Origin of the sequence: Brucella thiophenivorans (genome assembly GCF_002252445.1) — a bacterium.
GTDB classification, from domain to species: domain Bacteria; phylum Pseudomonadota; class Alphaproteobacteria; order Rhizobiales; family Rhizobiaceae; genus Brucella; species Brucella thiophenivorans.
The window spans coordinates 1-21,317 of sequence record NZ_NNRJ01000015.1 but is presented as its reverse complement, the minus strand read 5'-3'; the positions used below and the strand labels follow the sequence as shown (position 1 = coordinate 21,317).

Here is a 21,317-nt window from a genome sequence, read left to right as displayed (position 1 = left end):
GATCTGATTTGCCTTATAACACAGCCGAGCCTGCTCTCAGGGCTGAATGGCAAGCTATCCACGCAATTCAGCAATGATAGATTCAATCTGTAGGCGCGTTTGTTCAAAACTGCCCGATGAATCGATGATGAAATCAGCCCGCGCACGCTTTTCAGCATCCGGCATCTGTCGCGCAAGAATGGCTTCAAGTTTTTCTTCGCTCATGCCGGGGCGCGACAAAACACGCTCACGCTGAATGTCAGCAGGGGCCGAAACGACGGCTACCTTGTCCACACGACTTTCGGCGCTTGTTTCAAACAGCAGCGGAATATCGATCAGGGCAATATCGGCACCATCCGCACGCGCTTGGTCAAGAAAGCTCGCTTCTTCTTCATGCACGAGTGGATGAATGATCGATTCAAGCTTTTTGAGCGCTTCCGGCTTGCCAAGAACCGCTCCTGATAATTTTGTCCGATCAACCGTCCCGTCCGAAACAGTTCCGGGGAAGGCAGCTTCAATCAGAGGTGCCGCGCGGCCCGCATATAAGCGATGCACGGCATCATCGGCGCTATAGACCGGCACGCCAGCGTCTGCAAACATGTTTGCCGCAGTGGTTTTTCCCATGCCGATGGAGCCAGTCAGTCCGAGGATGATCATAAAGCGCCAGCCTTTTTCATATCATCCAGAATATGCTCACGCAGCGCCTCTGTCACTTGCGGTCTTTTGCCAAACCAGCGTTCAAATCCCGGAACGGCCTGATGCAACAACATGCCAAGCCCATCGACCGTTTTGAGACCAACGCTTTCAGCCTTTGTCAAAAACGGCGTCTTGAGCGGAATATAGACAATATCGGTCGCAACGGCTGATTTTTGCGCCTGGCTTAGATCAAGCGGAAACTCTTCCACCTCGCCATGTCCGCTCATACCAAGCGAAGTCGTATTGACGATCAGACCGGCATCTTTGACTAAAGCCTGTGCCGCATCCCATCCATACGCTGAAACCCCTGCGCCGAAATGGCTTGCCAGTTCTTGCGCGCGGCTCAGCGTGCGGTTGACGATCAAAATGCGAGAGAAGCCACGTGTTTGCAAAGCGTGCACAATCGCACGTCCTGCGCCACCTGCGCCCAAAACCAGCGCGGTGTCGGCGTTGTCCCAGCCTGTAGCCAGTGCATCAAGATTAGCGGCAAAGCCATAAGCATCCGTATTGCCGCCGCAGAGCTTTCCATTCTCGAACCAGAGCGTGTTGACCGCGCCAATGGCTTCGGCTGCGCTATCGCGGCTTTCCACGCTCTCAAAAGCCACTTCCTTATGCGGGATCGTAACATTGCCGCCAGCAAAGCCATTTTCCGCAAGCGAGGCAGCAAATTCACCGAAATTTTCGGGTGCCACTTCAATAGCTTCATAAGAACCGTCAATGCCAAATTCATTGAGCCAGAAGCTGTGAATAAGCGGCGAGCGCGAATGTTTAATCGGAAATCCGGTGACAAAAGCCTTATTAGCCATCGATCAGATTTTCTTTCCTGAGTTCATGAAGAAGCGGCAGCAGCGGCAACCCGACGATGGTGAAATAATCGCCTTCGATTTTCTCAAAAAGCTGAATGCCCGGACCTTCGACCTGATAAGCGCCGACGCTGGAAAGTGCAATATCACCAACGCGGCCAAGATAGCGTCCGATAAAACCCGGATCGAGATCACGCATCGTCATGCGCGCGACTGAAACATGCCGCCACAGGGTTTTACCATTTTTGACCAGCACAACACCGCTATTCAGCTGATGCGTCTTGCCGGAAAATTGCAGCAACTGGCGGCGTGCCGCTTCCATATCAACAGGCTTGTGGAAAATCTGATCCCCAAGCGAAAGCGTCTGATCGCAGCCGATCACCACAGCATCGGGGTTATTTTCGCTGACCGATAAGGCTTTGGCTTCGGCCAGAACCTGCGCCACTTCTTCAGGCACAGCACCCGTCTTATAAAGCGGTGCTTCGACTGCGCGCTCATCAATGTCAGCGCTTGCAGTCGAAAATTCGATGCCGGCATTTTTCAAAAGTGCGGACCGAAACGGGCTTTTAGAGGCGAGAATAAGTTTTGCGGTCATGACTGATCTTCCTTCTTGCCATCACGCAGCAGCGACTGAATGGCTGCTGCTGTTTCCTCTATTGAGCGGCGCGACACATCAATCAGCGGCCAGCCGTGGCGGTTACAGAGATTGCGGGCATAGGCCAGTTCTTCGGAAATTGAAACGCGGTCTGTATAAAGTCCGGTATCAAGGGAAGGCGCTGTGCCAAGCGGACGGTTCTGCCTGATCTGCGAAATGCGTTCAGCTGTGGCCACAAGCCCGATAATCATCGGACGCTTTGCGGTAAAAAGCACCTCGGGCAGAGGGATGCCCAACACGATTGGCACATTGGTCGCCTTGATGCCACGATTGGCCAGATAGATACTGGTTGGTGTCTTGGAAGTGCGGGAAATTCCCACCAGAATAAGGTCTGCCTCTTCTATATCGAGCGGCAATTGGCCATCATCATGCTCCATGGTAAAATTGAGCGCATCAATGCGGCGAAAATAATCGGCATTCAAGACATGTTGCGCACTGGCACGGCGATGCGCGGGCGCTCCGAGATAGGATTGAAACGTATTGAGTACGGGCTCCAGCACCGACACGCTCGGAACACCCATTTCTGCGCAGGCTTCATCAATGATGGCTGCGAGTTTCTGATCGACAATTGTGTAAAGAACGATGCCCGGCTCGGCATCGATATTCTCCACAACCTTACGCAATTGTTTCTCGGTACGAATGAGCGGATAGATGTGCTCAATAGCCCGCGCATTGGCATATTGCGCCGCCGCAGCGCGTCCTGCGGCCAGGAGAGTCTCTCCCGTCGCATCAGAAATCAGGTGAAGATGAAAGTAAGAAAGCGGTCTGGTCACAGTTTTCTCCCACCCCTGTTGACGACTGTGCGTAAACAACAGGCTCCATCCACAAGCCATGGCAGGTCGTGGAAAACTTGGCAAGTCATCCACAGCGAGTGCACATGTGGGGAGTTTAAGAGAACACTTGTGGACAAGACTCGCAACATTTTGAAAGCCAGCTGATATACCCAGCTTTTCCACAAACAACCCCAAAGTGCGGCAATTGGTAACTCCTTAGATTCAATCAAAAATTTGAGTTTTCATTGCTTTTGACAAGATGATCAGTGAATGTTCGCACAGGCTGAGATGGTTGGAACGCAACTGTGGGGAAAAGACGGACAAAGCTTAATCCCCGATTCCAACAGACTCTAAGAATCAAAAGATTCAAGATTCATCCTTTCTTTATGGAAACCGCAGGGGAAAACTCTCGACCATAAACCAGGAAAACCAAAAATAAGATCGGCTAAGATCAACAAGGTGGAGTGAAATGAAACGCAAGGTCTTGAAAGTCATGGACGGTGAGGCTGTTTTCCCACCACCAATCTGGATGATGCGGCAAGCCGGACGTCACCTTCCCGAATATCGGGAAGTGCGCAAACAGGCAGGAAGCTTTCTCGACCTTTGCTATTCACCCGATCTGGCAGTCGAAGTAACGCTTCAGCCAATCCGCCGTTATGGCTTTGATGCAGCCATTTTATTTTCAGATATTCTGGTTGTCCCTCACGCCCTTGGACGAGACTTGCGCTTTGAAGAAGGCAGGGGGCCTTTAATGACCCCGATTGATGCAGATGAGATATTATGGCTTGAAACAGAAGGTGTCGCCAAAAGGCTTGAGCCGGTCTATGAGACAGTTCGTCTGTTGCGGGCGCAGCTGCCTGACGAAACTACCCTGCTGGGCTTCTGTGGCGCTCCCTGGACCGTTGCGACCTATATGATCGCTGGTCATGGCACTCCGGATCAGGCTCCCGCACGTCTGTTTGCTTATCGCCACCCGGATGCATTTGAAAAGCTTTTGAATGATCTGGCGGATGTTTCGGCCGAATATCTTATCGAACAGCTTGATGCAGGCGCAGATGCTGTGCAGATTTTCGATTCATGGTCAGGCGTTCTGGATGAAGATTGCTTTGAACGTTTCTGTGTGCGTCCGGTTGCCCGTATCGTTCAGAAGGTAAGGGCTGTTTATCCTGAAGCACGCATCATCGGTTTCCCAAAAGCCGCTGGGATGCTTTACGCAGGTTATCGCGAAAAGACCGGTGTTGATGTTTTGGGCCTTGATTGGTCTGTGCCAATGTCCTTTGCCCGTGAATTGCAAAATGAAGGTCCTGTGCAGGGAAATCTTGATCCGCTGCGTGTGGTGGCTGGGGGCGAAGCGCTTGATGAAGGTGTGGATGCGATCCTTAAAAATCTCGGCCACGGACCGCTGATCTTTAATCTGGGCCATGGAATTACTCCGCAAACACCCATTGAAAATGTTGAACGAATGATCAATCGGGTCAGGGGAGGCTACTGATGAACGCTTCCGATAAAACAAACAGCGGCAAGGCTGCTCTGATCCGTACAGTTGTCGCTCTGGTGATTTTGGCGCTGGGTCTATGGGGATTGTTTCACGTGAATCCAACTGATGCTTATCTTTGGATCAAGTCGATCCACATTATTGCTGTGATCGCCTGGATGGCAGGAATGCTCTATCTGCCAAGGCTTTTTGTCTATCATAGTGCTGCGATGCCTGGCTCTGAAACGTCAGAAACTTTCAAAATCATGGAGCGCAGGTTGCTGCGTTTTATTATCAATCCCGCTATGATTGTAACGTGGATTGCCGGTCTCTGGCTCGCATGGGAAATCTTTGAGTTCAAAGGCGGATGGTTGCACGCAAAGATTTTGCTGGTGGTGCTGATGTCCGGTGTCCACGGCTATTTGTCGAAGGCTACACGTCTTTTCGCGCAGGATAAGAACACGAAATCAGCCAAACATTGGCGAATCGTTAACGAAGTTCCAACCGTTTTGATGATCCTGATTGTTATTCTGGTGATCGTGAAGCCATTCTAATTGCGAATGATTTTTTAAAGAAGCCCGGAAATTCTGTTGTTTTTCCGGGCTTCAACTTTTTTCCTATTGAAGAAACTATCGTTAATCCTTATCTGAGACTTGCTCTTCATACCGCAAAAAGGTATGAGTGAGTCCTCTTCCCACCATGACAGCAGGCCTTCGATGCCGGTCACGATCCAAGTGACCCACCTTTCCGAACAACTGCATTTTTCTCCTTATATTTCAAAAGAGTTCCTCACCCATGCAGGAAATGAAACTACAAGAACTTAAAAATAAAACTCCGGTCGAGCTGCTGGCATTTGCTGATACGCTTGAGGTCGAAAATGCGAGCGCAATGCGCAAGCAGGAACTGATGTTCGCGATCCTCAAAAGCCTCGCTGCTCAGGACGTCGAAATTATCGGCGAGGGCGTTGTGGAAGTTTTGCAAGATGGATTTGGCTTCTTGCGCTCTGCCGACGCCAATTATCTGCCCGGCCCGGATGATATTTATATTTCGCCTTCCCAATTGCGTCGCTTCTCGCTGAAGACCGGCGACACGGTTGAAGGCCCGATCCGTGGTCCGAAAGAAGGCGAGCGTTATTTCGCACTTCTCAAGGTCAACACGATCAATTTTGACGACCCTGAAAAAATCAAACACAAGGTCCACTTCGACAATCTGACGCCGCTCTATCCAAATGAGCGCTTCAAGATGGAACTCGAAGTTCCGACAACGAAGGATCTCTCTTCGCGCGTTATCGATTTGGTTGCACCGCTCGGCAAAGGCCAGCGTGGTCTGATCGTTGCTCCGCCGCGTACTGGTAAAACGGTTCTGTTGCAGAACATCGCGCATTCGATCACAGCAAATCATCCTGAATGCTATTTGATCGTTCTCCTCATCGATGAACGCCCGGAAGAAGTCACCGACATGCAGCGCTCGGTGAAGGGTGAAGTTGTTTCTTCGACCTTTGATGAGCCAGCAACGCGCCACGTTCAGGTTGCTGAAATGGTTATCGAAAAGGCCAAACGTCTTGTCGAACATGGCCGTGACGTCGTGATCCTGCTTGATTCCATCACCCGTCTTGGCCGCGCTTACAACACCGTTGTGCCATCGTCAGGTAAAGTTCTGACCGGTGGTGTGGATGCGAACGCCTTGCAGCGTCCAAAGCGCTTCTTTGGTGCCGCGCGTAATATCGAAGAAGGTGGCTCGCTCACCATCATCGCAACCGCGCTGATCGACACCGGTTCGCGTATGGACGAAGTGATCTTTGAAGAGTTCAAGGGCACTGGTAACTCGGAAATCGTTCTCGATCGTAAGGTTGCTGATAAGCGTATCTTCCCTGCGATGGACATTCTCAAATCCGGCACGCGTAAGGAAGACCTGCTTGTTCCACGCGCCGATCTTCAGAAGATTTTCGTTCTGCGTCGTATTCTGGCTCCAATGGGAACCACCGATGCGATCGAATTCCTGATCGACAAGCTCAAGCAGACGAAGAGCAATGGCGATTTCTTCGATTCAATGAATACCTAGACGATCAATTGTTCAGTTTAGAAAACGCCGCATTGAGAATTCGGCGCGGCGTTTTTATTTGTAGATCTGTGAAACAGTCAGGAATGGCCTCTGAGAAGGATTTCGAGCGCTGCTTTGGTCTCAACCGGCGGAAGGCAGACTTGGCCCTTACAAAGCCACGCAGTGGGGTTTTCTGCGTGGGCTATACCACCTGTTGGGAGCTCTATCGTTTTACCCGCTTCAAATTGTACAAACTTATCCAGTCTACGTGGATCAGGTGTTCGTCGTGCCACTGAAACAAGCGCTCCATCAGCACCTTCATCTGTAATGACCAGAGACAGTGGTTCGGCTGCAAAGCGGCTCGAATTCAATATACCGATCTGACCGTACTGCTGAACCAGAGCGCGTCCCATGGCCTGTTCGACCAGTCGTTCATTTTGAGAATAAAGATGCAGATCGCCTGTTGCGAGAAAAAGGCGCGTGAGGGCTTCGATGATCTGGCTGGTCGCACTTGGAATTGCCTCATCATAATCACCATAGGCATGAAGAATGACATCCTGGGCATTGAGCGCTGAAAACCGGTAATTGCCGGATGCGTCTTTGTTGGCCGCGTCAAGTGCGTCTTTGAGCGCAATCGCATCCCGGACAAAGGTCTTGTCTCCCGTTGCTTCATAAAGTGACAATGCTGCATTCATCATAGAAGCGTAGTCAGATGAAAGGGCAGGGTACAGCAACACCTCTTCCATGCGGCAATGCGCCATCCGACTATTTTGAAAAGATGAACCTATCGAACGATAGGCAATGATTGCATATTCGATCCAGTCAGACCTGTCGAAGCTGCGCCCTGCTTCTGCCAGTGCACGGATTGTAAACGCGTTCCAGTCTGTTAGTGCCTTTTCGTCACGACCCGGGCGAACACGCGTGTTGCGATAGTTCAGAAGTTTTTCTTTCGCGGCTTTAATCTCATCTGGTAACACCGGTGTTTCATCAACCGCATGAAGCCGGTTGAGAATAGTCTTGCCTTCAAAGTTTCCACCAGATTTTATCCCATAAAATTCATTAAATCTTTTGGCCTCTTTGCCCAGTACAGTTTCAATTTCCGTATCTGTGAAGATATAGAATTTGCCTTCTTCGCCTTCACTATCCGCATCAAGGCTGGATGCGAAACTGCCATCAGGTAGCCTCATTTCGCGTAGCAGCCAACCGATAATTTCTTCGATTCGGATACGAAACAATTCATCCTGCGTTTCAGCATAAGCGTAAGTCGCATGTCGAATGAGCTGAGCATTGTCGTAAAGCATCTTTTCAAAATGCGGCACGAGCCAGTTTGCATCAACACTATAGCGGCAAAGCCCGCCGCCGAGATGATCATAGATGCCGCCTTGTAGCATGGTTTTCAGCGACAAAACAAAAGCATCGCGGTGATTTGTTTCCTGATTATAAAGCCATGAGAGCCACAAAGCATCCATGAATGGCGCGTTGGGAAATTTTTGAACCCCATCTATACCGCCACGAATGGGATCAAACATTGTATAAATTCGGTCGGCAATATCGCTAAAGCGTGTAACCTCGTTTGCACATGCTTCGCTTTGTGCGCCGAGCTTTGCTTCAAGATGACTAAATACGGCGTCCGTATTATGGTTAATTTTATCTTGATTTCCTTGCCAGAGATTATTTACGGCCTTCAGAACATCGGTAAAACCGGGCAGGTTATGCCGTGCTTGTGGCGGAAAATACGTTCCACCCCAAAAAGGCTTTCCATCTGGTCGAAGGAACATGGTTAGTGGCCAGCCACCCTGTTGACCCATTGCGCTTAAAGCCGCCATATAGATTTGATCAATATCGGGCCGTTCTTCTCGATCAACCTTTACATTGACGAAGAGTGTATTCATTAACTCCGCCACCTGCGCATCTTCGAAAGACTCATGCGCCATGACATGACACCAGTGGCAGGCGGAATATCCGATCGACAGCAGGATAGGGCGGTTCATTTCTTGCGCGGCTTGTAGTGCATCCTCACCCCATGGCTGCCAATGAACGGGATTATCGGCATGCTGACGCAGATAGGCGCTTGGCTCGCGCCCAAGCCGGTTGCTGCTGATATCTGTCATAAGCCTTTTCTTTCCTGCCACGAATGAATATCACGTGATTATCTATATAGAACGGGAAATCAAATGAGCGAGCGGCAACATCTTCAGGATTCGATTTTTGCATTGTCGAGCGGACGGCTTCCGTCTGGCGTTGCAGTGGTTCGTATATCCGGACCGCGAGTTCGATTCGTAATCGAAACGATTATTGGAAAACCGTTAAAACCGCGCTTCGCCGCTTATAAAACATTTTGTGCGCGAAATGGCGATGCGATTGATCGCGGGCTGGCAATTTTCTTCCCCGGACCAAACAGTTTTACAGGCGAAGATTGCGCTGAATTTCATCTTCACGGCGGTATAGCAGTGGTTGAAAAGCTACTGGAAGAACTCGGCACTTTGCCAAATTGCCGACTTGCAGAAGCCGGGGAATTTACCCGTCGTGCTTTCACCAATGGTAAAATGGACCTGACCATTGCCGAAGGTCTGGCCGATCTGATTGCCGCGGAAACGGAAGGTCAGCGTCGCCTTGCATTGCAGGTGGCATCCGGTTCGCAACGCCAACTTTATACCGATTGGCGTCAAAGGCTTATTCGTGCGCGCGCTCTCATTGAGGCGGAGCTCGATTTCGCCGATGAGAGCGACGTTCCCGGTTCTGTATCAGGCCAAGTGTGGGAACAACTTAAATCCTTACGCACCGAGATCAGCCGCCATATCGAAAGCGGCAAACGTGCCGCGATGCTCCGGGATGGTTTGCATGTTGTGATTGCTGGAGCGCCCAATGCTGGCAAATCCAGCTTGCTTAATTTTCTCGCTGGCCGCGAAATAGCAATCATCTCAGAGGAGGCAGGCACAACGCGCGATTTGCTTGAGGTTAAACTCAATCTAGGCGGTATCCCGGTCTATGTGACAGACACGGCTGGATTGAGGGAGACGGAAAGCAAAGTCGAGCGCATTGGTATTGAACGCGCGCGCGAACGTGCTGCTGAAGCGGATCTGGTTCTACTGCTCGAAGATATGCAGAACCCAATTCCGGTATCTCTTGATAAAAGCGCTGCTGGCATTTGGAGCATTGGCACCAAAGCTGATCTTAGCCCAACTAATGCTGTAAATTGGCAATATCGTATCTCGACCAAGACCGCTGATGGGCTAGACGAATTGTTAAATGCCTTACAGATATTCGCCGAAGAACGGATCGGCCTTATCAATGATGCAGTGCCCACACGTCAAAGGCACATTAATCTTCTTCAATCAACGATCACTGAAATTGAAACCGCCGCTGAACGCGAAGACCTTCCATTGGAGTTGCGTGCTGAGAATATGCGCCGGGCTTCTCAATATCTCGGACGCATCACTGGAGATGTGGACGTTGAAGAAATTCTCGACGTTATTTTCTCGCAGTTCTGCATTGGCAAGTGAGTGATTCACGTGAAACAGCTGCTATAGCCGGATGACCGCAAGAAATGTTTCACGTGAAACATCTGTGGAATCTTCACTGGCTTGTTGACTCCCATCTTTATCCATGAGTCGAGTTTCATTTCAGGTTTATCAAAGAGTTGATCGCGGCTATGGCGGGTTAGCCCTTTCGTTAAAAGCCTAATCATGTCAAAGAGACTACTTTCTAATTTGGATTCGGATGCATCTGGATGAGCACTACAAGTTCTACCGAAGTGCCAGCCTTCGACGTTATTGTCATTGGCGGTGGACATGCGGGCTGCGAAGCTGCAGCGGCCTCCGCACGCGCGGGCGCTCGCACGGCACTCGTCACCCATCGTTTTGATACGATTGGCGTTATGTCCTGCAATCCTGCGATCGGTGGTTTGGGCAAAGGCCATCTTGTTCGCGAAATCGACGCGCTCGATGGGTTGATGGGGCGGGTCGCTGATAGGGCCGGGATCCAGTTCCGTCTGCTCAATCGGCGTAAGGGTCCAGCGGTTCGCGGGCCGAGAACTCAGGCTGATCGAAAGCTTTACAGACTTGCTATGCAAGAGCTGATTTCCGCACAGAAAAACCTAACGGTCGTTGAAGGTGGCGCATCGGATATTCGCGTGACTGACGGCCTCATCACGGGCGTTGTTCTTGGCGATGGGCGCGAGCTGGCCTGTGCAGCTGTGGTGTTGACCACGGGTACCTTTCTAAACGGCCTTATTCACATCGGTGAGAAGAAAATTCCCGCAGGCCGCATGGGTGAGAAACCGGCTCTTGGCCTTTCCGATACATTGCGCAGCATTGGTTTTGCGGTTGGTCGTTTGAAGACAGGCACACCACCGCGTCTAGATGGTCGTACCATTGACTGGCAGAGTCTTGATATGCAGTCGGCAGACGAGGACCCAGTTCCGTTCTCATTAATGACGGATAAGATCACCACACCGCAGATCGATTGTGGTATTACGCGCACAACCCCAGAAACCCACGCTATCATTCGCGCCAATCTCCATCGGTCCGCGATGTATTCAGGTTCGATTGAAGGGGTGGGTCCCCGTTACTGTCCGTCCGTCGAAGACAAGATTGTGAAGTTTGGTGATCGTGATGGCCACCAGATTTTCTTGGAACCAGAAGGACTGGACGATCACACCGTCTATCCGAATGGTATTTCGACTTCTTTGCCGGAAGAGGTTCAGCTCGCTTATCTCAAGACAATCCCTGGGCTTGAGAAGGCAATTATGCTGCAGCCTGGTTACGCGATTGAATATGACTTTATTGATCCGCGAGAGTTAAAGCGCAGTCTTGAAACACGTCGGGTAACGGGTCTTTTCCTGGCCGGGCAGATCAATGGGACGACCGGTTATGAAGAAGCGGCTGCTCAAGGTTTGCTTGCTGGATTGAATGCTGCTAAGCGAGCAGGGGGCAACGAGCCGGTTATTATACAGCGCACAGAAGCCTATATCGGCGTTATGGTTGATGATCTGACATCGCGTGGGGTTAGTGAACCTTATCGCATGTTTACATCGCGGGCAGAGTTCCGCTTGTCTCTGCGAGCTGATAACGCCGATCAGCGTCTGACGCCGCTTGCTGATCAGCTCGGAATTTTGGGTGCTGATCGCCGCGAAAAATTTGCAGATCGTCAGGATGCGCTATCGGCGGCACGTGAGAAGACTAAGGAATTGTCTATTACACCAAATCAGGCGAGTCACCACGAACTTCATCTCAATCAGGATGGGGTACGTCGTTCGGCTTATGATCTTCTGTCTTACCCGAACATCGATCTGGCTAAACTGCAAACGATCTGGCCTGAGTTGCATAGCATTGATGCTTTGACGCGCGAAGCTTTGGAAATCGAAGCGCAGTATTCGGTCTATATGGATCGCCAGCAAAGTGATATTGCTGTGATGGAACGTGAAGAGCGTCTGTTTATTCCGGCTTCGCTGGATTTTGACGGTATTTCTGGACTGTCGAATGAGCTTAAAGCTAAGCTTAAGCAGCGCAAGCCGGAGACGATTGCCGAAGCGCAACGCGTCGAAGGCATCACACCTGCAGCGCTCGCTCTGCTTATTACACATATTAAAAAGCATGGTGCAAGGGAGCGCGCCGCCGCTAATCTTACAGCGGAACAGGGCGCAGCATGATTGCGGATCCTCGCTACAAGAGTATTCAAAAGATTGTTCCGACTGTTTCACGTGAAACAGTGGATAAGTTGATTGCTTTTGAAGAATTGTTTCGCAAGTGGTCGACAGCGATAAATCTGGCCTCGCCATCCACACTTGCCGATCTTTGGAATCGCCATATTCTGGATAGTGCACAGGTATTTCCACTCGCAGCCGATGCGAAACGCTGGCTTGATTTGGGATCAGGCGGTGGATTTCCGGGCATTGTTACGGCGTGTTTTCTGGCCGAACGAAAAGACGCATCTATTGATCTCGTCGAAAGCGCCGGTAAGAAAGCGGCCTTTCTGCGCACAGCTGCCGGGCATGTGAGTGTTCCTGCGCGCGTTCATGCATCGCGTATAGAAGCGATGTGGGATCAAATTGAAGCGCCCGAGGTTGTTACGGCACGTGCACTGGCTTCGCTGAATTTACTTTTTGAGCTTACCGAACCATGGTTGACCAACGGTTCCAAGGCGCTTTTTCAAAAAGGTCGGGATTACCAGAGGGAAATCGATGAAAGCCGTGTCGGCTGGAGTTTTGATCTGGTACAACATGAAAGTGCTATCGATAACCATTCGGTGATACTTGAGATCAGCAATTTGCGACGTATCTCAGACTAATCCGGAATCGATATGGCAGAAAGCAGCAGGGCGACGGTAATGAGCAAAAGATCTCGGATCATAACCATTGCAAATCAGAAAGGTGGCGTTGGCAAGACAACGACAGCCATCAATCTTGCCACGGCGCTGGCGGCAATTGGCGAAACAGTGCTGATTGTAGACCTCGACCCGCAGGGCAATGCCAGCACGGGTCTGGGTATTGATCGCCTGAACCGTCCTTTGTCATCCTATGATGTGCTGACTCAGGCTGTTTCTGCCAATGATGCAGCGATGCAAAGCGATGTGCCAAACCTCTATATCGTGCCGTCTACGCTTGATCTTCTTGGTATCGAGATGGAAATTGCACAGGCACCGGATCGAACCCGTCGCTTGCGTGATGCATTGCGCTTTGATTCCGTCGTTGCAGAAAAGTTTTCCTATATTCTCGTAGATTGCCCACCATCATTGAACTTGCTGACGCTAAACGCAATGGCTGCGGCTGATTCCGTTATGGTGCCTTTGCAATGCGAATTTTTCGCTCTGGAAGGGCTTAGTCAGCTTTTGCAGACAGTCGATCAAGTTCGTTCCAGTATCAATTCAGAGCTGACAATTCAGGGAATTGTCCTGACAATGTTTGATAGCCGTAACAATCTTGCTTCGCAGGTCGTGGATGACGTTCGAGCATTTATGGGCGAAAAAGTCTATCGGACCGTCATTCCGCGCAATGTGCGGGTGTCGGAAGCGCCGTCGCATGGCAAACCTGCCATTCTTTATGATCTGAAATGTGCAGGCAGTCAGGCTTATTTGCAGCTTGCATCCGAAGTTATTCAACGCGAGCGGCAACTTAAAGCTGCATAAATAGCCAGCATCGCGCTGGCGGTGCCAATACCGATTCGACACCGTAACAATTTCAGGAACTGATGACGATGAACGATGATCCTTCAAAAAAGCGCCTTGGCCGCGGCTTGGCTGCCCTGATTGGTGAAATCGATCGCCCGGCGGAAGAGCGCAAGGTGCCTATTTCCAGTGAGCGCAACGTTCCGATTGAATTCGTAACGCGCAATCCACGCAACCCGCGCCGCATGTTCTCTGAAGTGGAACTGGAAGATCTGGCGCAATCGATCAAGGAACATGGCGTTGTTCAGCCGATTGTCGTGCGTCCGGCACCGGGTGAGCCCGATCGCTTTGAACTGATTGCCGGTGAGCGCCGCTGGCGTGCGTCGCAGCGTGCCGGTGTGGATACGATCCCGATCATCATCCGCGATGTCGATGATCGTGTCGCGCTTGAAATTGCAATCGTTGAAAACGTCCAGCGTGCAGATCTCAATTCAGTCGAAGAAGCTATGGGATATCAGCAGCTTATCGATAATCACGACTATACGCAGAATGATCTCGCGCAGGTCATTGGCAAAAGTCGCAGTCATGTTGCCAACACTTTGCGGCTTCTGAAGCTGCCACAGCGCGTGCAGGATTTCATCTCGGACGGTGCTTTGTCCGCCGGTCATGCGCGTAGCCTGATCACCATGGAAGATCCGACCGCATTGGCGGAGCGCGTGGTCAAGGAAGGCTTGTCCGTGCGTCAGGTTGAAGCCCTGTCGCAGGCACGCAATGGTGCAGAGCCCAAGCCAAACAAGAGTGCGCCTGTTGAGAAAGACGCTGACACCAAGGCACTTGAAAAGCTGCTGTCCGATGTCACGGGCATGAAGGTGGAAATTAATCATCGCGAACGTGGTGGCGAAGTGAAAGTGCGCTATAGCTCGTTGGAACAGCTTGATGAGATTTGCCGTCGCTTGCAGAGCTGATCGTTTCTTTTGAGCGTTTGAAATCTGAAGCCGTGGAACAGTGATTTGTTTCACGGCTTTTTCTTTATCTTGTGCGTGCCTTGATGAGCGCAAAGACGACGATGATCATGGTGATAACACCAATGATAGCACCCACCGCACCTCCCCAGAAAGCTCCGTAGTCGCCGCCAATCAGCCAGCCGAGAGTTGCGCCGATCATGATCAGGAGAATAGGAGGGATGCAGCCAATCATGCATTTATTCCAATGACTTGTATAAGAATGGCCGCCTGACCTGAGATGCGGAATAAGGGACCAGAATAAGGGAATTGTCGATTATTCCGTTGGCTCTAATATTGACGAACAGAAGTACAATCTCAAGATCGCGATGATGATCTCACAGCCTGTTGAACGGGTTCTGGACCTTTGTACTGTGCCTGCTTTTAACGGCTTTTCATCGAAGCGCTAAAAGTCCTATATGATTGAGAGTCAAAGTGCCCAGATCAGAGGGGCGGGGAGAGAGCGCAATTCATGGAACTGCTGACGCAAATCATTATTCATACGCCTGTCTACGTATGGGGATTGTTGGTCTATCTGATCATTACCGGGATCAAAGGGCGTGAAACACAAACAGTTTCGCTCTGGAGAATGCTTTTTGTGCCGGTCATTTTTATCGGCGTTGGCTTCTTGCACTTTGATGACACGTCGAACCAGTTCAGTTCTTTTCTGATGGCCTGGTTCGGAGGACTGGCATTGTTTGCGCCGCTGGGGTTTTTGACCGGGCCGCGCATTCTGGCAGTCGATCGTGAAACCAAGCGCATAGAACGCGCAGGCACAGCGCTGCCGCTGATACGGAACGTGATCTTCTTCTGTGCGCAATATGTGCTGGCAGTTCTGAATGTAATCCATCCAGAAGAACATACCACCCTGATGTATGTAACGGCTGTGGTCTCAGGCGCTTCAGCGGGCTATTTTGGCGGCTGGCTTATTTCACTATGGCGGAAATATCAGGAAAGCACACAAGTTAAGCTTGGATAGATTTGAAACATTTAACCTATCTGCGCGATAGTTTCACGGCTTCCACAGAGATTGCGAGCAGGCATTGGCGGATAATCGGCACCGCCAGAGCCGCATTCTGACGGCTTTCAAGCACGGCGCGTTGCAGACGTTCCATCACGCGGGTGAGACTTTCAGCATTCCAGCGGCTAACAGCATTTTCAATCAGCTTCTTGCGATTGAAAAAGACAGGCGGACGGGCAGAAGCGACCACGACAGAAGCGCTTTTGCGCTCGGTGTCTGAAATATGACGTAGCGTCTGTATCTGCTGGAACTGGCGTGCGGCGGTATTCAGCACCAGAAAGGGTGCAGTCCCAGATTTCACAACCCGGTCAAATGTAATCTCGAAATGCGGCAGGTTACCCATCAGAACCGCATCAACCACTTCATCAGTCGAAAGCCCGGCTACATCGCCAACGGCTTCACGCACGTCATCAATATCAATGCGTTCCTTGCCGCGTGCATAGAGGCACAGCTTTTCCAGCTCGCCGCGCGTGGCTAAACGATCGCCGCCAAGGCTTGCCCGCAACAGCTGGCGCCCGTCCATGGTGATCTGCATTTTCCACTCGGTCAGAACATCGTCGATCACACCGTCTATGCCGCGCGCGTCGTCGCTGTAGCAGGGCAGGGCCATGCCAGCAGAAGCGTTTTCAACAGCGCTGCGCAGACTTGCCCCCTTCTTCAGATCACCAGCTTCAACCAGAATATATGTCTCATGCGGCGGCTCAGTCGCCAAAAGTTTCACGGCATCGGCCAGCTTCTTTTGTCCGGCAGCATTCTTGATCCAGATCAGCCGTTCGCCGCCAAACATGGAAATCGTGCGTGCTTCGTCGGCGAGCTTTGCGGGATCGGCATCGATCTCGTCTGCTTCCATGCGGATGACGGCGAAGGGGTCGTCCAGCGGCAGCTTGGTGGCCTTGGCATAGCGGCGTGCGCGTTCGCTCACCAACCCCTTATCCGGGCCATAGAGAAGCACAACCGGAAACGAGCTGCTCGGCTTGCCAATGAACTGGTCTACTTCGTGTGCTTTTTTCTGCGCCATGAAGATTAACTAGCGCAATTCGCTTTCAAACAAAACAGCCGCCGGTCTTGAAGCGCGGCGGCTGTGGAACAAAGTTGTTTGCAAGTGCTATTCTATTAATAGCGCATCGTCATCAAGTGTCTGACCGCGTACTTTGCGGAACATTTCGATGAGGTCTTCAACGCCAAGGGTCTTACGCTTGTCGCCGGTTACGTCGAGCAGGATCTTGCCGCCATGCAGCATGATCGTGCGGTCGCCGTAATCAAGTGCTTGACGCATGGAATGTGTCACCATCAGCGTTGTAAGCTTGTTTTCAGTGACCAGAGTGCGGGTCAGTTCCATGACAAACTCGGCCATACCCGGATCGAGCGCTGCCGTATGTTCATCAAGCAACAGTACTTCTGAGCCAGCCAAAGTTGCCATGATCAGTGAAAGCGCCTGACGCTGTCCTCCAGACAGCAGTTCCATGCGATCGTGCATACGGTTTTCAAGACCGAGATTAAGACCAGCCACTCGGCCGCGGAACCATTCCCGACGCGTGGAGTTCAACGCATGGGTTAGGCCGCGGCGTGTTCCACGAGATGCAGCCAGTGCGAGGTTTTCTTCAATCGTCAGTGTTCCGCAGCTGCCAGCCAACGGGTCCTGAAATACGCGAGCCACCAGACCGGCGCGATCAGCGGTTGGTTTGCGGCTGACATCCTGCCCGCTGATCACCACTTTGCCAGCCGTAGGGATGACGTCGCCAGCCAGAACGCCCAGCATGGTTGACTTGCCAGCCCCATTGGAGCCAATCACCGTGACAAAAGAACCTTTATCCATTGTCAGGTTGATTTTGTTGAGCACCTGCTTTTCCAGTGGGGTTCCACGACCGAAGATGACCTCGAGATTGGATAATTCGATCATGAGGATGCTCCTCCGCGGCGCAGACGCGGCAATATCAGTGCGAATGTAACGAGAAGCGCCGTCGCGATATTAAGATCGGAGGCTTGGAGGCCAACCATACTTCCATTGGAAAGTGCAAGCTGAATGGCGATACGATAAATGATCGAGCCCAACACACAGCCGATGAGAATGACCAGAATAAGACGGGTGCGCAGCAATGTTTCACCGATAATCACCGCCGCAAGACCGACAACGATCGTACCAACGCCGGATGTCACGTCTGCAAAGCCGTTTGTCTGGGCGAAAAGCGAGCCGCCAAGTGCCACAAGCGCATTTGAGAGTGCCATCCCGAGATAGATCTGGCGATCGGTGCGTACGCCCTGCGCGCGGGCCATTTTCGGATTAGCGCCGGTTGCACGCATGGCAAGGCCCATATCGCTTTCCAGAAAACGCCAGACGAGGAAAACGGTAATTGCAACCAGCACGAATAGGAAGGCCGGACGCACATAATATTCAGGGATGCCATGCCCGAAAAACGGCGATAGCATCGTGTCCTGATTGATCAGCGCAATATTCGGACGTCCCATGATGCGCAGATTGACCGAGAACAGCGCGATCATCGTCAAAATGGATGCCAGCAGGTTGAGAATTTTGAAGCGCACATTGAGCGTGGCTGTCACAAGACCTGCAAGCGAACCCGCGATCATCGCAACACCTGCTGCAAGCCATGCATTCCAGCCGGCAAGGATCAGCACGCCGGTAACAGCCGCACCAAGTGGAAATGAGCCATCCACGGTCAGATCGGGGAAATCAAGCACGCGGAAAGCCAGATAGACGCCGATAGCGACAAAAGAGAAGACGAGGCCCAATTCGACCGCACCCCAGAAGGCGATCTGACTCACATTGAGATTCCTTGTTCTTTGTCGTCATTGAAAATGAAATGTACCTTTTCAGGCACATCGATTCACTGGCTCTCGCACATTCAGGCATTTGCCCTTTCATGTCCGAAAGACCCGCTTCAATCACGACCGGTTTTGATTTGAGTTTGTTCCAAACACATTTGCCTTTGGAACCATTCCCCGGTTTTTCATGCGCAATTTTATTGCTTGCGATTGTTCTGGCTATATCTTTTTCCCGATACAACTCAAAAGCGCCAATAAGCAAGCTTTATCGCTGAAAACCCGCCGAAAAGCCCCAAAGAACATTGATCTGTGCGCCTGTTACAACATTTGAGCGGTAAATTTCGGGTCAGACTTCGCTACGTGCACGCCATAACTCCCAGGCAAAACGTGCGCGAACGCCAATATCAAGGATTGGCCGGGGCGGTAGTGTCGTTGGGCCACCGAGTTTCATCATGTCATCAATCAGCGGATTATCCACGTCACAGGCCATGTCGGCTGCGAGGATGCCGCCGATAGTTCCTTTGGTGATGCCGACGCCGTTCTGGCAAAGCGACGTGTAAACATTCTTGGCTATCTGGCCAAAGCCCGGCGCACCATTGCGTGACAGGCAGATGAAGCCGGTCCATGTGTGTTCCATATCCACGTTCGACAGCATCGGGAAACGCTCATCGAACAGCCGTTTGTGCTCACGCTTGATTGTTTGCCGTCGCGCATCTGACTGGCGCAGCGACGGGCAGAAATGCACGTTCTGCCGAACCAGTATGCGCCGGTCAGAGGTGAGGCGCATGGTGATGCCAGCAAAAGAATTGGCTGGTGTCAGCCCCCATGGATCAGGCGCACCGATGGCTTTATATTCGTGCTCTTCAAGCTGGCGGCTGAGGCTTGCATGGGCTGCGAAATTCAGAAGCTTGCGCCTGAAAAATCCGAACTGCTCACCAAAGCCGTTGACCGTCAGGATCATGGCCGGGGCCTGAATACTGCCCTTAGCGGTGGTGATCAGAATATGCTCGCCATAATCGATTTTGATCACGGCAGAGTTTTCATAAAGCGTGACATTGTCGGGTAGGCTGTCGGCCAGGCCCCGCACCAAGGCGGCGGGATTGAGCAGCGAGGTGCCATAGGTAAAAATTGCTGCTTTGAAATGGTTCGTGCCAAGCCGTTTGGCAAGTTGATCGCCTTCAAGGTAGTCGAAAGGTTCTTTGAGGCGTTCCAGTTCTTTGATGGTCGGTGTGAGAACGTCGCGCACACCCTGATCGGAAACGGCTGCGTGAAACTTGCCGTCCTTTCGCCAGTCGCAGTCAATGTTAAAGCGATCAATCTGCTGTTTGAGGTGATCAATGGCTGCGCGTGCCAATGCGCGATAGCTGTGTGACTTGGCCAGTTCCTCCATGGACGAGCTGACATTGTGCGGCAGATCAATTGCAAAACCGGCAGCGCGTCCTGACGTGCCTTTGCCGACCTCCTGCGCGTCGATCAATGCGATCTGATCATCAGGGCGGTTTTCGGCCAGCCTTCGTGCCGCAGCCACGCCCGCGTAACCCGCACCAAGCACGATCCAGTCGGCTTTGATATAGCCTTTCAATGCCGCGCAAGGCTTGCGGACAGGCAGTATTTTGCTCCAGCCATTGGTTTTGTCATCAGCCGGAAGGATGCGAATTGCAGGCATTTTAGAAGCTCGACATGTGTGACACAGGTTTCGAAGAAAGGTTTTGTAGCAAATTTTTGATTAGATCAAATGCTGCGTTACCTCTGGGTGCAATTTATGCTGCGAGTTCCTCAAACATCGCGATAGCGAGTTGGAAGATTGGCTTTTGGGGAGACGGTGTGGTTCAAGCCTTGACGCGCATGAGCCCCTTCGAAATCAACTGTCATTCGCTAGCTGTCCACCAAACTACCCTACAGCGGTGGCGTTATAGCTCAGCAGAAGTAAAAAAATGCGACATAACCTTTGCTACTGTGACGAAAGTAGCACTTCCTCGACACCACAGTCGTTCGATGGAGCGCTCGCGGTCTCTAACTCTTTACGAGCAGATTGAATATCAGCGAGGAACTCGGGGCTGCTATGCAGTCTAGCAACGGTTGCAGCCCCCATAATGCGTCCCGCATCGACGTCACTTTGCCAATGCGCATCGCAGATCACCCGGCTTTGCCCGAATGACAATCCGCGCTTGAACAGATTATCAGCGCGCTTTGGGTTTATTTCGGCCAGAGTGAGTGCCCATGCCCAGCCTGCAGCTGTATGTCCAGATGGATAGGAACCGTCATGACGCAGCACGTCTTCCTCATCCGGTTGACATGTGCCCTCACTATGCGCGACGAACGGGCGGGTTCGGTTATATTCATTCTTAATGCCATAGGTTGATAGCCCCGCATCGGTTAGCACCCGTTGCATCAAACCATAAAGATGCGGCGTCTTCTCTTCGCTGATCTCTGCACCCATAGCGCAAGAGAAATTCTTAGCAGGCTGGGGAAATTGCAAATCTGCAACTTTTCGCGCCAGATCCCAGCGTGCTGTTCCGCGCAGCGCAAGTGTTGCTTCTCTTGCAGCCTCATCACGCGCAAGTGCCGCACTGCCGGCCGCCGGAGGAGGTCCCAGCAAAACACGGCTATCGGGCAAATCATTGGGTTGCAGATAGCCGGGAGTGAGATGAAAGTGTGGATCCGTCACCTTTGGTCCAGCCGCTGTTTCCGCGATCGCCGAACCGATGGTTTGGCCAGACAATAATGCTACGGCAGTGACGCAGGTCATTTTATAGATCTTCGACAACATTCACCTACTCCTCAAGAAATAGCACGGACAACCATCCGTCCGTATGGTGCCCGCATATTGCCGATATGCTTTAGTTTAAGGGTTTGGCTTCAGGGAACGTCCACTCGCCGTTGAGAATGGATTGATCCGGGCGATAAAGCCGAACGGTATAATTCCAACCGTCGACAATCGGCAAGCAATTTGGGATTTTTCCATCACAACCACCGAACTGGGCAGTTAC

Annotated in this window: 20 protein-coding genes; 9 read left to right on the top strand and 11 right to left on the bottom strand. The window is 51.6% G+C overall.

What is annotated here, in order from left to right; all coding sequences use genetic code 11:
- Positions 1 to 54: 54 nt before the first annotated feature.
- Genes coaE through CEV31_RS05045 form a run of 4 tightly spaced genes read right to left on the bottom strand, consistent with a single transcriptional unit; the run spans position 55 to position 2,906 of the window.
- The gene (coaE, locus tag CEV31_RS05060; RefSeq protein WP_094505854.1) at positions 55 to 636 is read right to left on the bottom strand and encodes a dephospho-CoA kinase; all 582 of its coding nucleotides are present in this window, start codon (positions 634 to 636) and stop codon (positions 55 to 57) included.
- Positions 633 to 1,481, bottom strand: a complete 849-nt coding sequence (locus CEV31_RS05055) for a shikimate dehydrogenase (protein WP_094505852.1) — start codon at positions 1,479 to 1,481, stop codon at positions 633 to 635. Before CEV31_RS05055 ends, coaE begins: the two co-directional genes overlap by 4 nt.
- Positions 1,474 to 2,073, bottom strand: a complete 600-nt coding sequence (locus CEV31_RS05050; protein WP_094505851.1) for a Maf-like protein — start codon at positions 2,071 to 2,073, stop codon at positions 1,474 to 1,476. Before CEV31_RS05050 ends, CEV31_RS05055 begins: the two co-directional genes overlap by 8 nt.
- Entirely contained in the window at positions 2,070 to 2,906 is an 837-nt protein-coding gene (locus CEV31_RS05045; RefSeq protein WP_094506509.1) for a pyruvate, water dikinase regulatory protein, read from the bottom strand. The genes CEV31_RS05050 and CEV31_RS05045 overlap by 4 nt, the downstream gene beginning before the upstream one ends.
- A gap of 469 nt (positions 2,907 to 3,375) precedes the next feature.
- Between CEV31_RS05045 and hemE the strand changes: the two genes are divergently transcribed.
- The 3 genes from hemE to rho all read left to right on the top strand — a co-directional run bounded on the left by hemE (position 3,376) and on the right by rho (position 6,441).
- Positions 3,376 to 4,398 (top strand): uroporphyrinogen decarboxylase, encoded by a 1,023-nt coding sequence (gene hemE / locus CEV31_RS05040; RefSeq protein WP_094505849.1) that lies wholly within the window; start codon positions 3,376 to 3,378, stop codon positions 4,396 to 4,398.
- Positions 4,398 to 4,934 carry a protoporphyrinogen oxidase HemJ gene (gene hemJ / locus CEV31_RS05035; protein ID WP_094505847.1) on the top strand — a complete coding sequence of 179 codons (537 nt, stop codon included), beginning with the start codon at positions 4,398 to 4,400 and terminating at the stop codon, positions 4,932 to 4,934. Before hemE ends, hemJ begins: the two co-directional genes overlap by 1 nt.
- Before the next feature lie 241 nt (positions 4,935 to 5,175).
- Positions 5,176 to 6,441, top strand: coding sequence for a transcription termination factor Rho (rho, locus tag CEV31_RS05030; protein ID WP_094505845.1), 1,266 nt, complete (start codon positions 5,176 to 5,178; stop codon positions 6,439 to 6,441).
- 77 nt (positions 6,442 to 6,518) lie between these two features.
- Here the strand turns inward: rho and CEV31_RS05025 are convergent, their stop codons facing one another.
- Positions 6,519 to 8,531, bottom strand: a complete 2,013-nt coding sequence (locus CEV31_RS05025; protein WP_094505841.1) for a thioredoxin domain-containing protein — start codon at positions 8,529 to 8,531, stop codon at positions 6,519 to 6,521.
- Between the two features lie 63 nt (positions 8,532 to 8,594).
- Between CEV31_RS05025 and mnmE the strand changes: the two genes are divergently transcribed.
- The 5 genes from mnmE (at position 8,595) to CEV31_RS05000 (ending at position 14,489) form a co-directional block, all read left to right on the top strand.
- A complete protein-coding gene (gene mnmE, locus CEV31_RS05020; RefSeq protein ID WP_094505840.1) occupies positions 8,595 to 9,923 on the top strand; it encodes a tRNA uridine-5-carboxymethylaminomethyl(34) synthesis GTPase MnmE in 1,329 nt (442 codons plus the stop codon).
- 227 nt (positions 9,924 to 10,150) lie between these two features.
- A complete protein-coding gene (mnmG, locus tag CEV31_RS05015) occupies positions 10,151 to 12,070 on the top strand; it encodes a tRNA uridine-5-carboxymethylaminomethyl(34) synthesis enzyme MnmG (RefSeq protein ID WP_094505839.1) in 1,920 nt (639 codons plus the stop codon).
- Positions 12,067 to 12,708 carry a 16S rRNA (guanine(527)-N(7))-methyltransferase RsmG gene (rsmG, locus tag CEV31_RS05010; protein WP_094505836.1) on the top strand — a complete coding sequence of 214 codons (642 nt, stop codon included), beginning with the start codon at positions 12,067 to 12,069 and terminating at the stop codon, positions 12,706 to 12,708. The genes mnmG and rsmG overlap by 4 nt, the downstream gene beginning before the upstream one ends.
- A gap of 39 nt (positions 12,709 to 12,747) precedes the next feature.
- On the top strand, positions 12,748 to 13,545 hold the full coding sequence (locus tag CEV31_RS05005; RefSeq protein ID WP_094506508.1) for a ParA family protein: 798 nt from the start codon (positions 12,748 to 12,750) through the stop codon (positions 13,543 to 13,545).
- 68 nt (positions 13,546 to 13,613) lie between these two features.
- On the top strand, positions 13,614 to 14,489 hold the full coding sequence (locus CEV31_RS05000; RefSeq protein WP_094505834.1) for a ParB/RepB/Spo0J family partition protein: 876 nt from the start codon (positions 13,614 to 13,616) through the stop codon (positions 14,487 to 14,489).
- A gap of 64 nt (positions 14,490 to 14,553) precedes the next feature.
- Here the strand turns inward: CEV31_RS05000 and CEV31_RS21050 are convergent, their stop codons facing one another.
- Positions 14,554 to 14,721, bottom strand: a complete 168-nt coding sequence (locus CEV31_RS21050; RefSeq protein WP_169717310.1) for a hypothetical protein — start codon at positions 14,719 to 14,721, stop codon at positions 14,554 to 14,556.
- Between the two features lie 276 nt (positions 14,722 to 14,997).
- On the opposite strand from CEV31_RS21050, the gene CEV31_RS04995 reads away from it, so the two are divergent.
- Entirely contained in the window at positions 14,998 to 15,504 is a 507-nt protein-coding gene (locus CEV31_RS04995) for a DUF6622 family protein (protein ID WP_094505832.1), read from the top strand.
- A gap of 16 nt (positions 15,505 to 15,520) precedes the next feature.
- Here CEV31_RS04995 and holA read toward each other — a convergent pair whose 3' ends face one another.
- The 5 genes from holA to CEV31_RS04970 all read right to left on the bottom strand — a co-directional run bounded on the left by holA (position 15,521) and on the right by CEV31_RS04970 (position 21,097).
- Positions 15,521 to 16,564, bottom strand: a complete 1,044-nt coding sequence (gene holA, locus CEV31_RS04990; protein WP_094505830.1) for a DNA polymerase III subunit delta — start codon at positions 16,562 to 16,564, stop codon at positions 15,521 to 15,523.
- 87 nt (positions 16,565 to 16,651) lie between these two features.
- Positions 16,652 to 17,446 (bottom strand): ABC transporter ATP-binding protein, encoded by a 795-nt coding sequence (locus tag CEV31_RS04985; protein ID WP_094505828.1) that lies wholly within the window; start codon positions 17,444 to 17,446, stop codon positions 16,652 to 16,654.
- Positions 17,443 to 18,327, bottom strand: a complete 885-nt coding sequence (locus tag CEV31_RS04980; RefSeq protein WP_094505826.1) for an ABC transporter permease — start codon at positions 18,325 to 18,327, stop codon at positions 17,443 to 17,445. Before CEV31_RS04980 ends, CEV31_RS04985 begins: the two co-directional genes overlap by 4 nt.
- Before the next feature lie 346 nt (positions 18,328 to 18,673).
- Positions 18,674 to 19,993, bottom strand: a complete 1,320-nt coding sequence (locus CEV31_RS04975) for an NAD(P)/FAD-dependent oxidoreductase (protein ID WP_094505824.1) — start codon at positions 19,991 to 19,993, stop codon at positions 18,674 to 18,676.
- A 285-nt stretch (positions 19,994 to 20,278) separates the two neighbouring features.
- Positions 20,279 to 21,097, bottom strand: coding sequence for an acid phosphatase (locus CEV31_RS04970; RefSeq protein WP_235818036.1), 819 nt, complete (start codon positions 21,095 to 21,097; stop codon positions 20,279 to 20,281).
- Between the last annotated feature and the right edge of the window lie 220 nt (positions 21,098 to 21,317).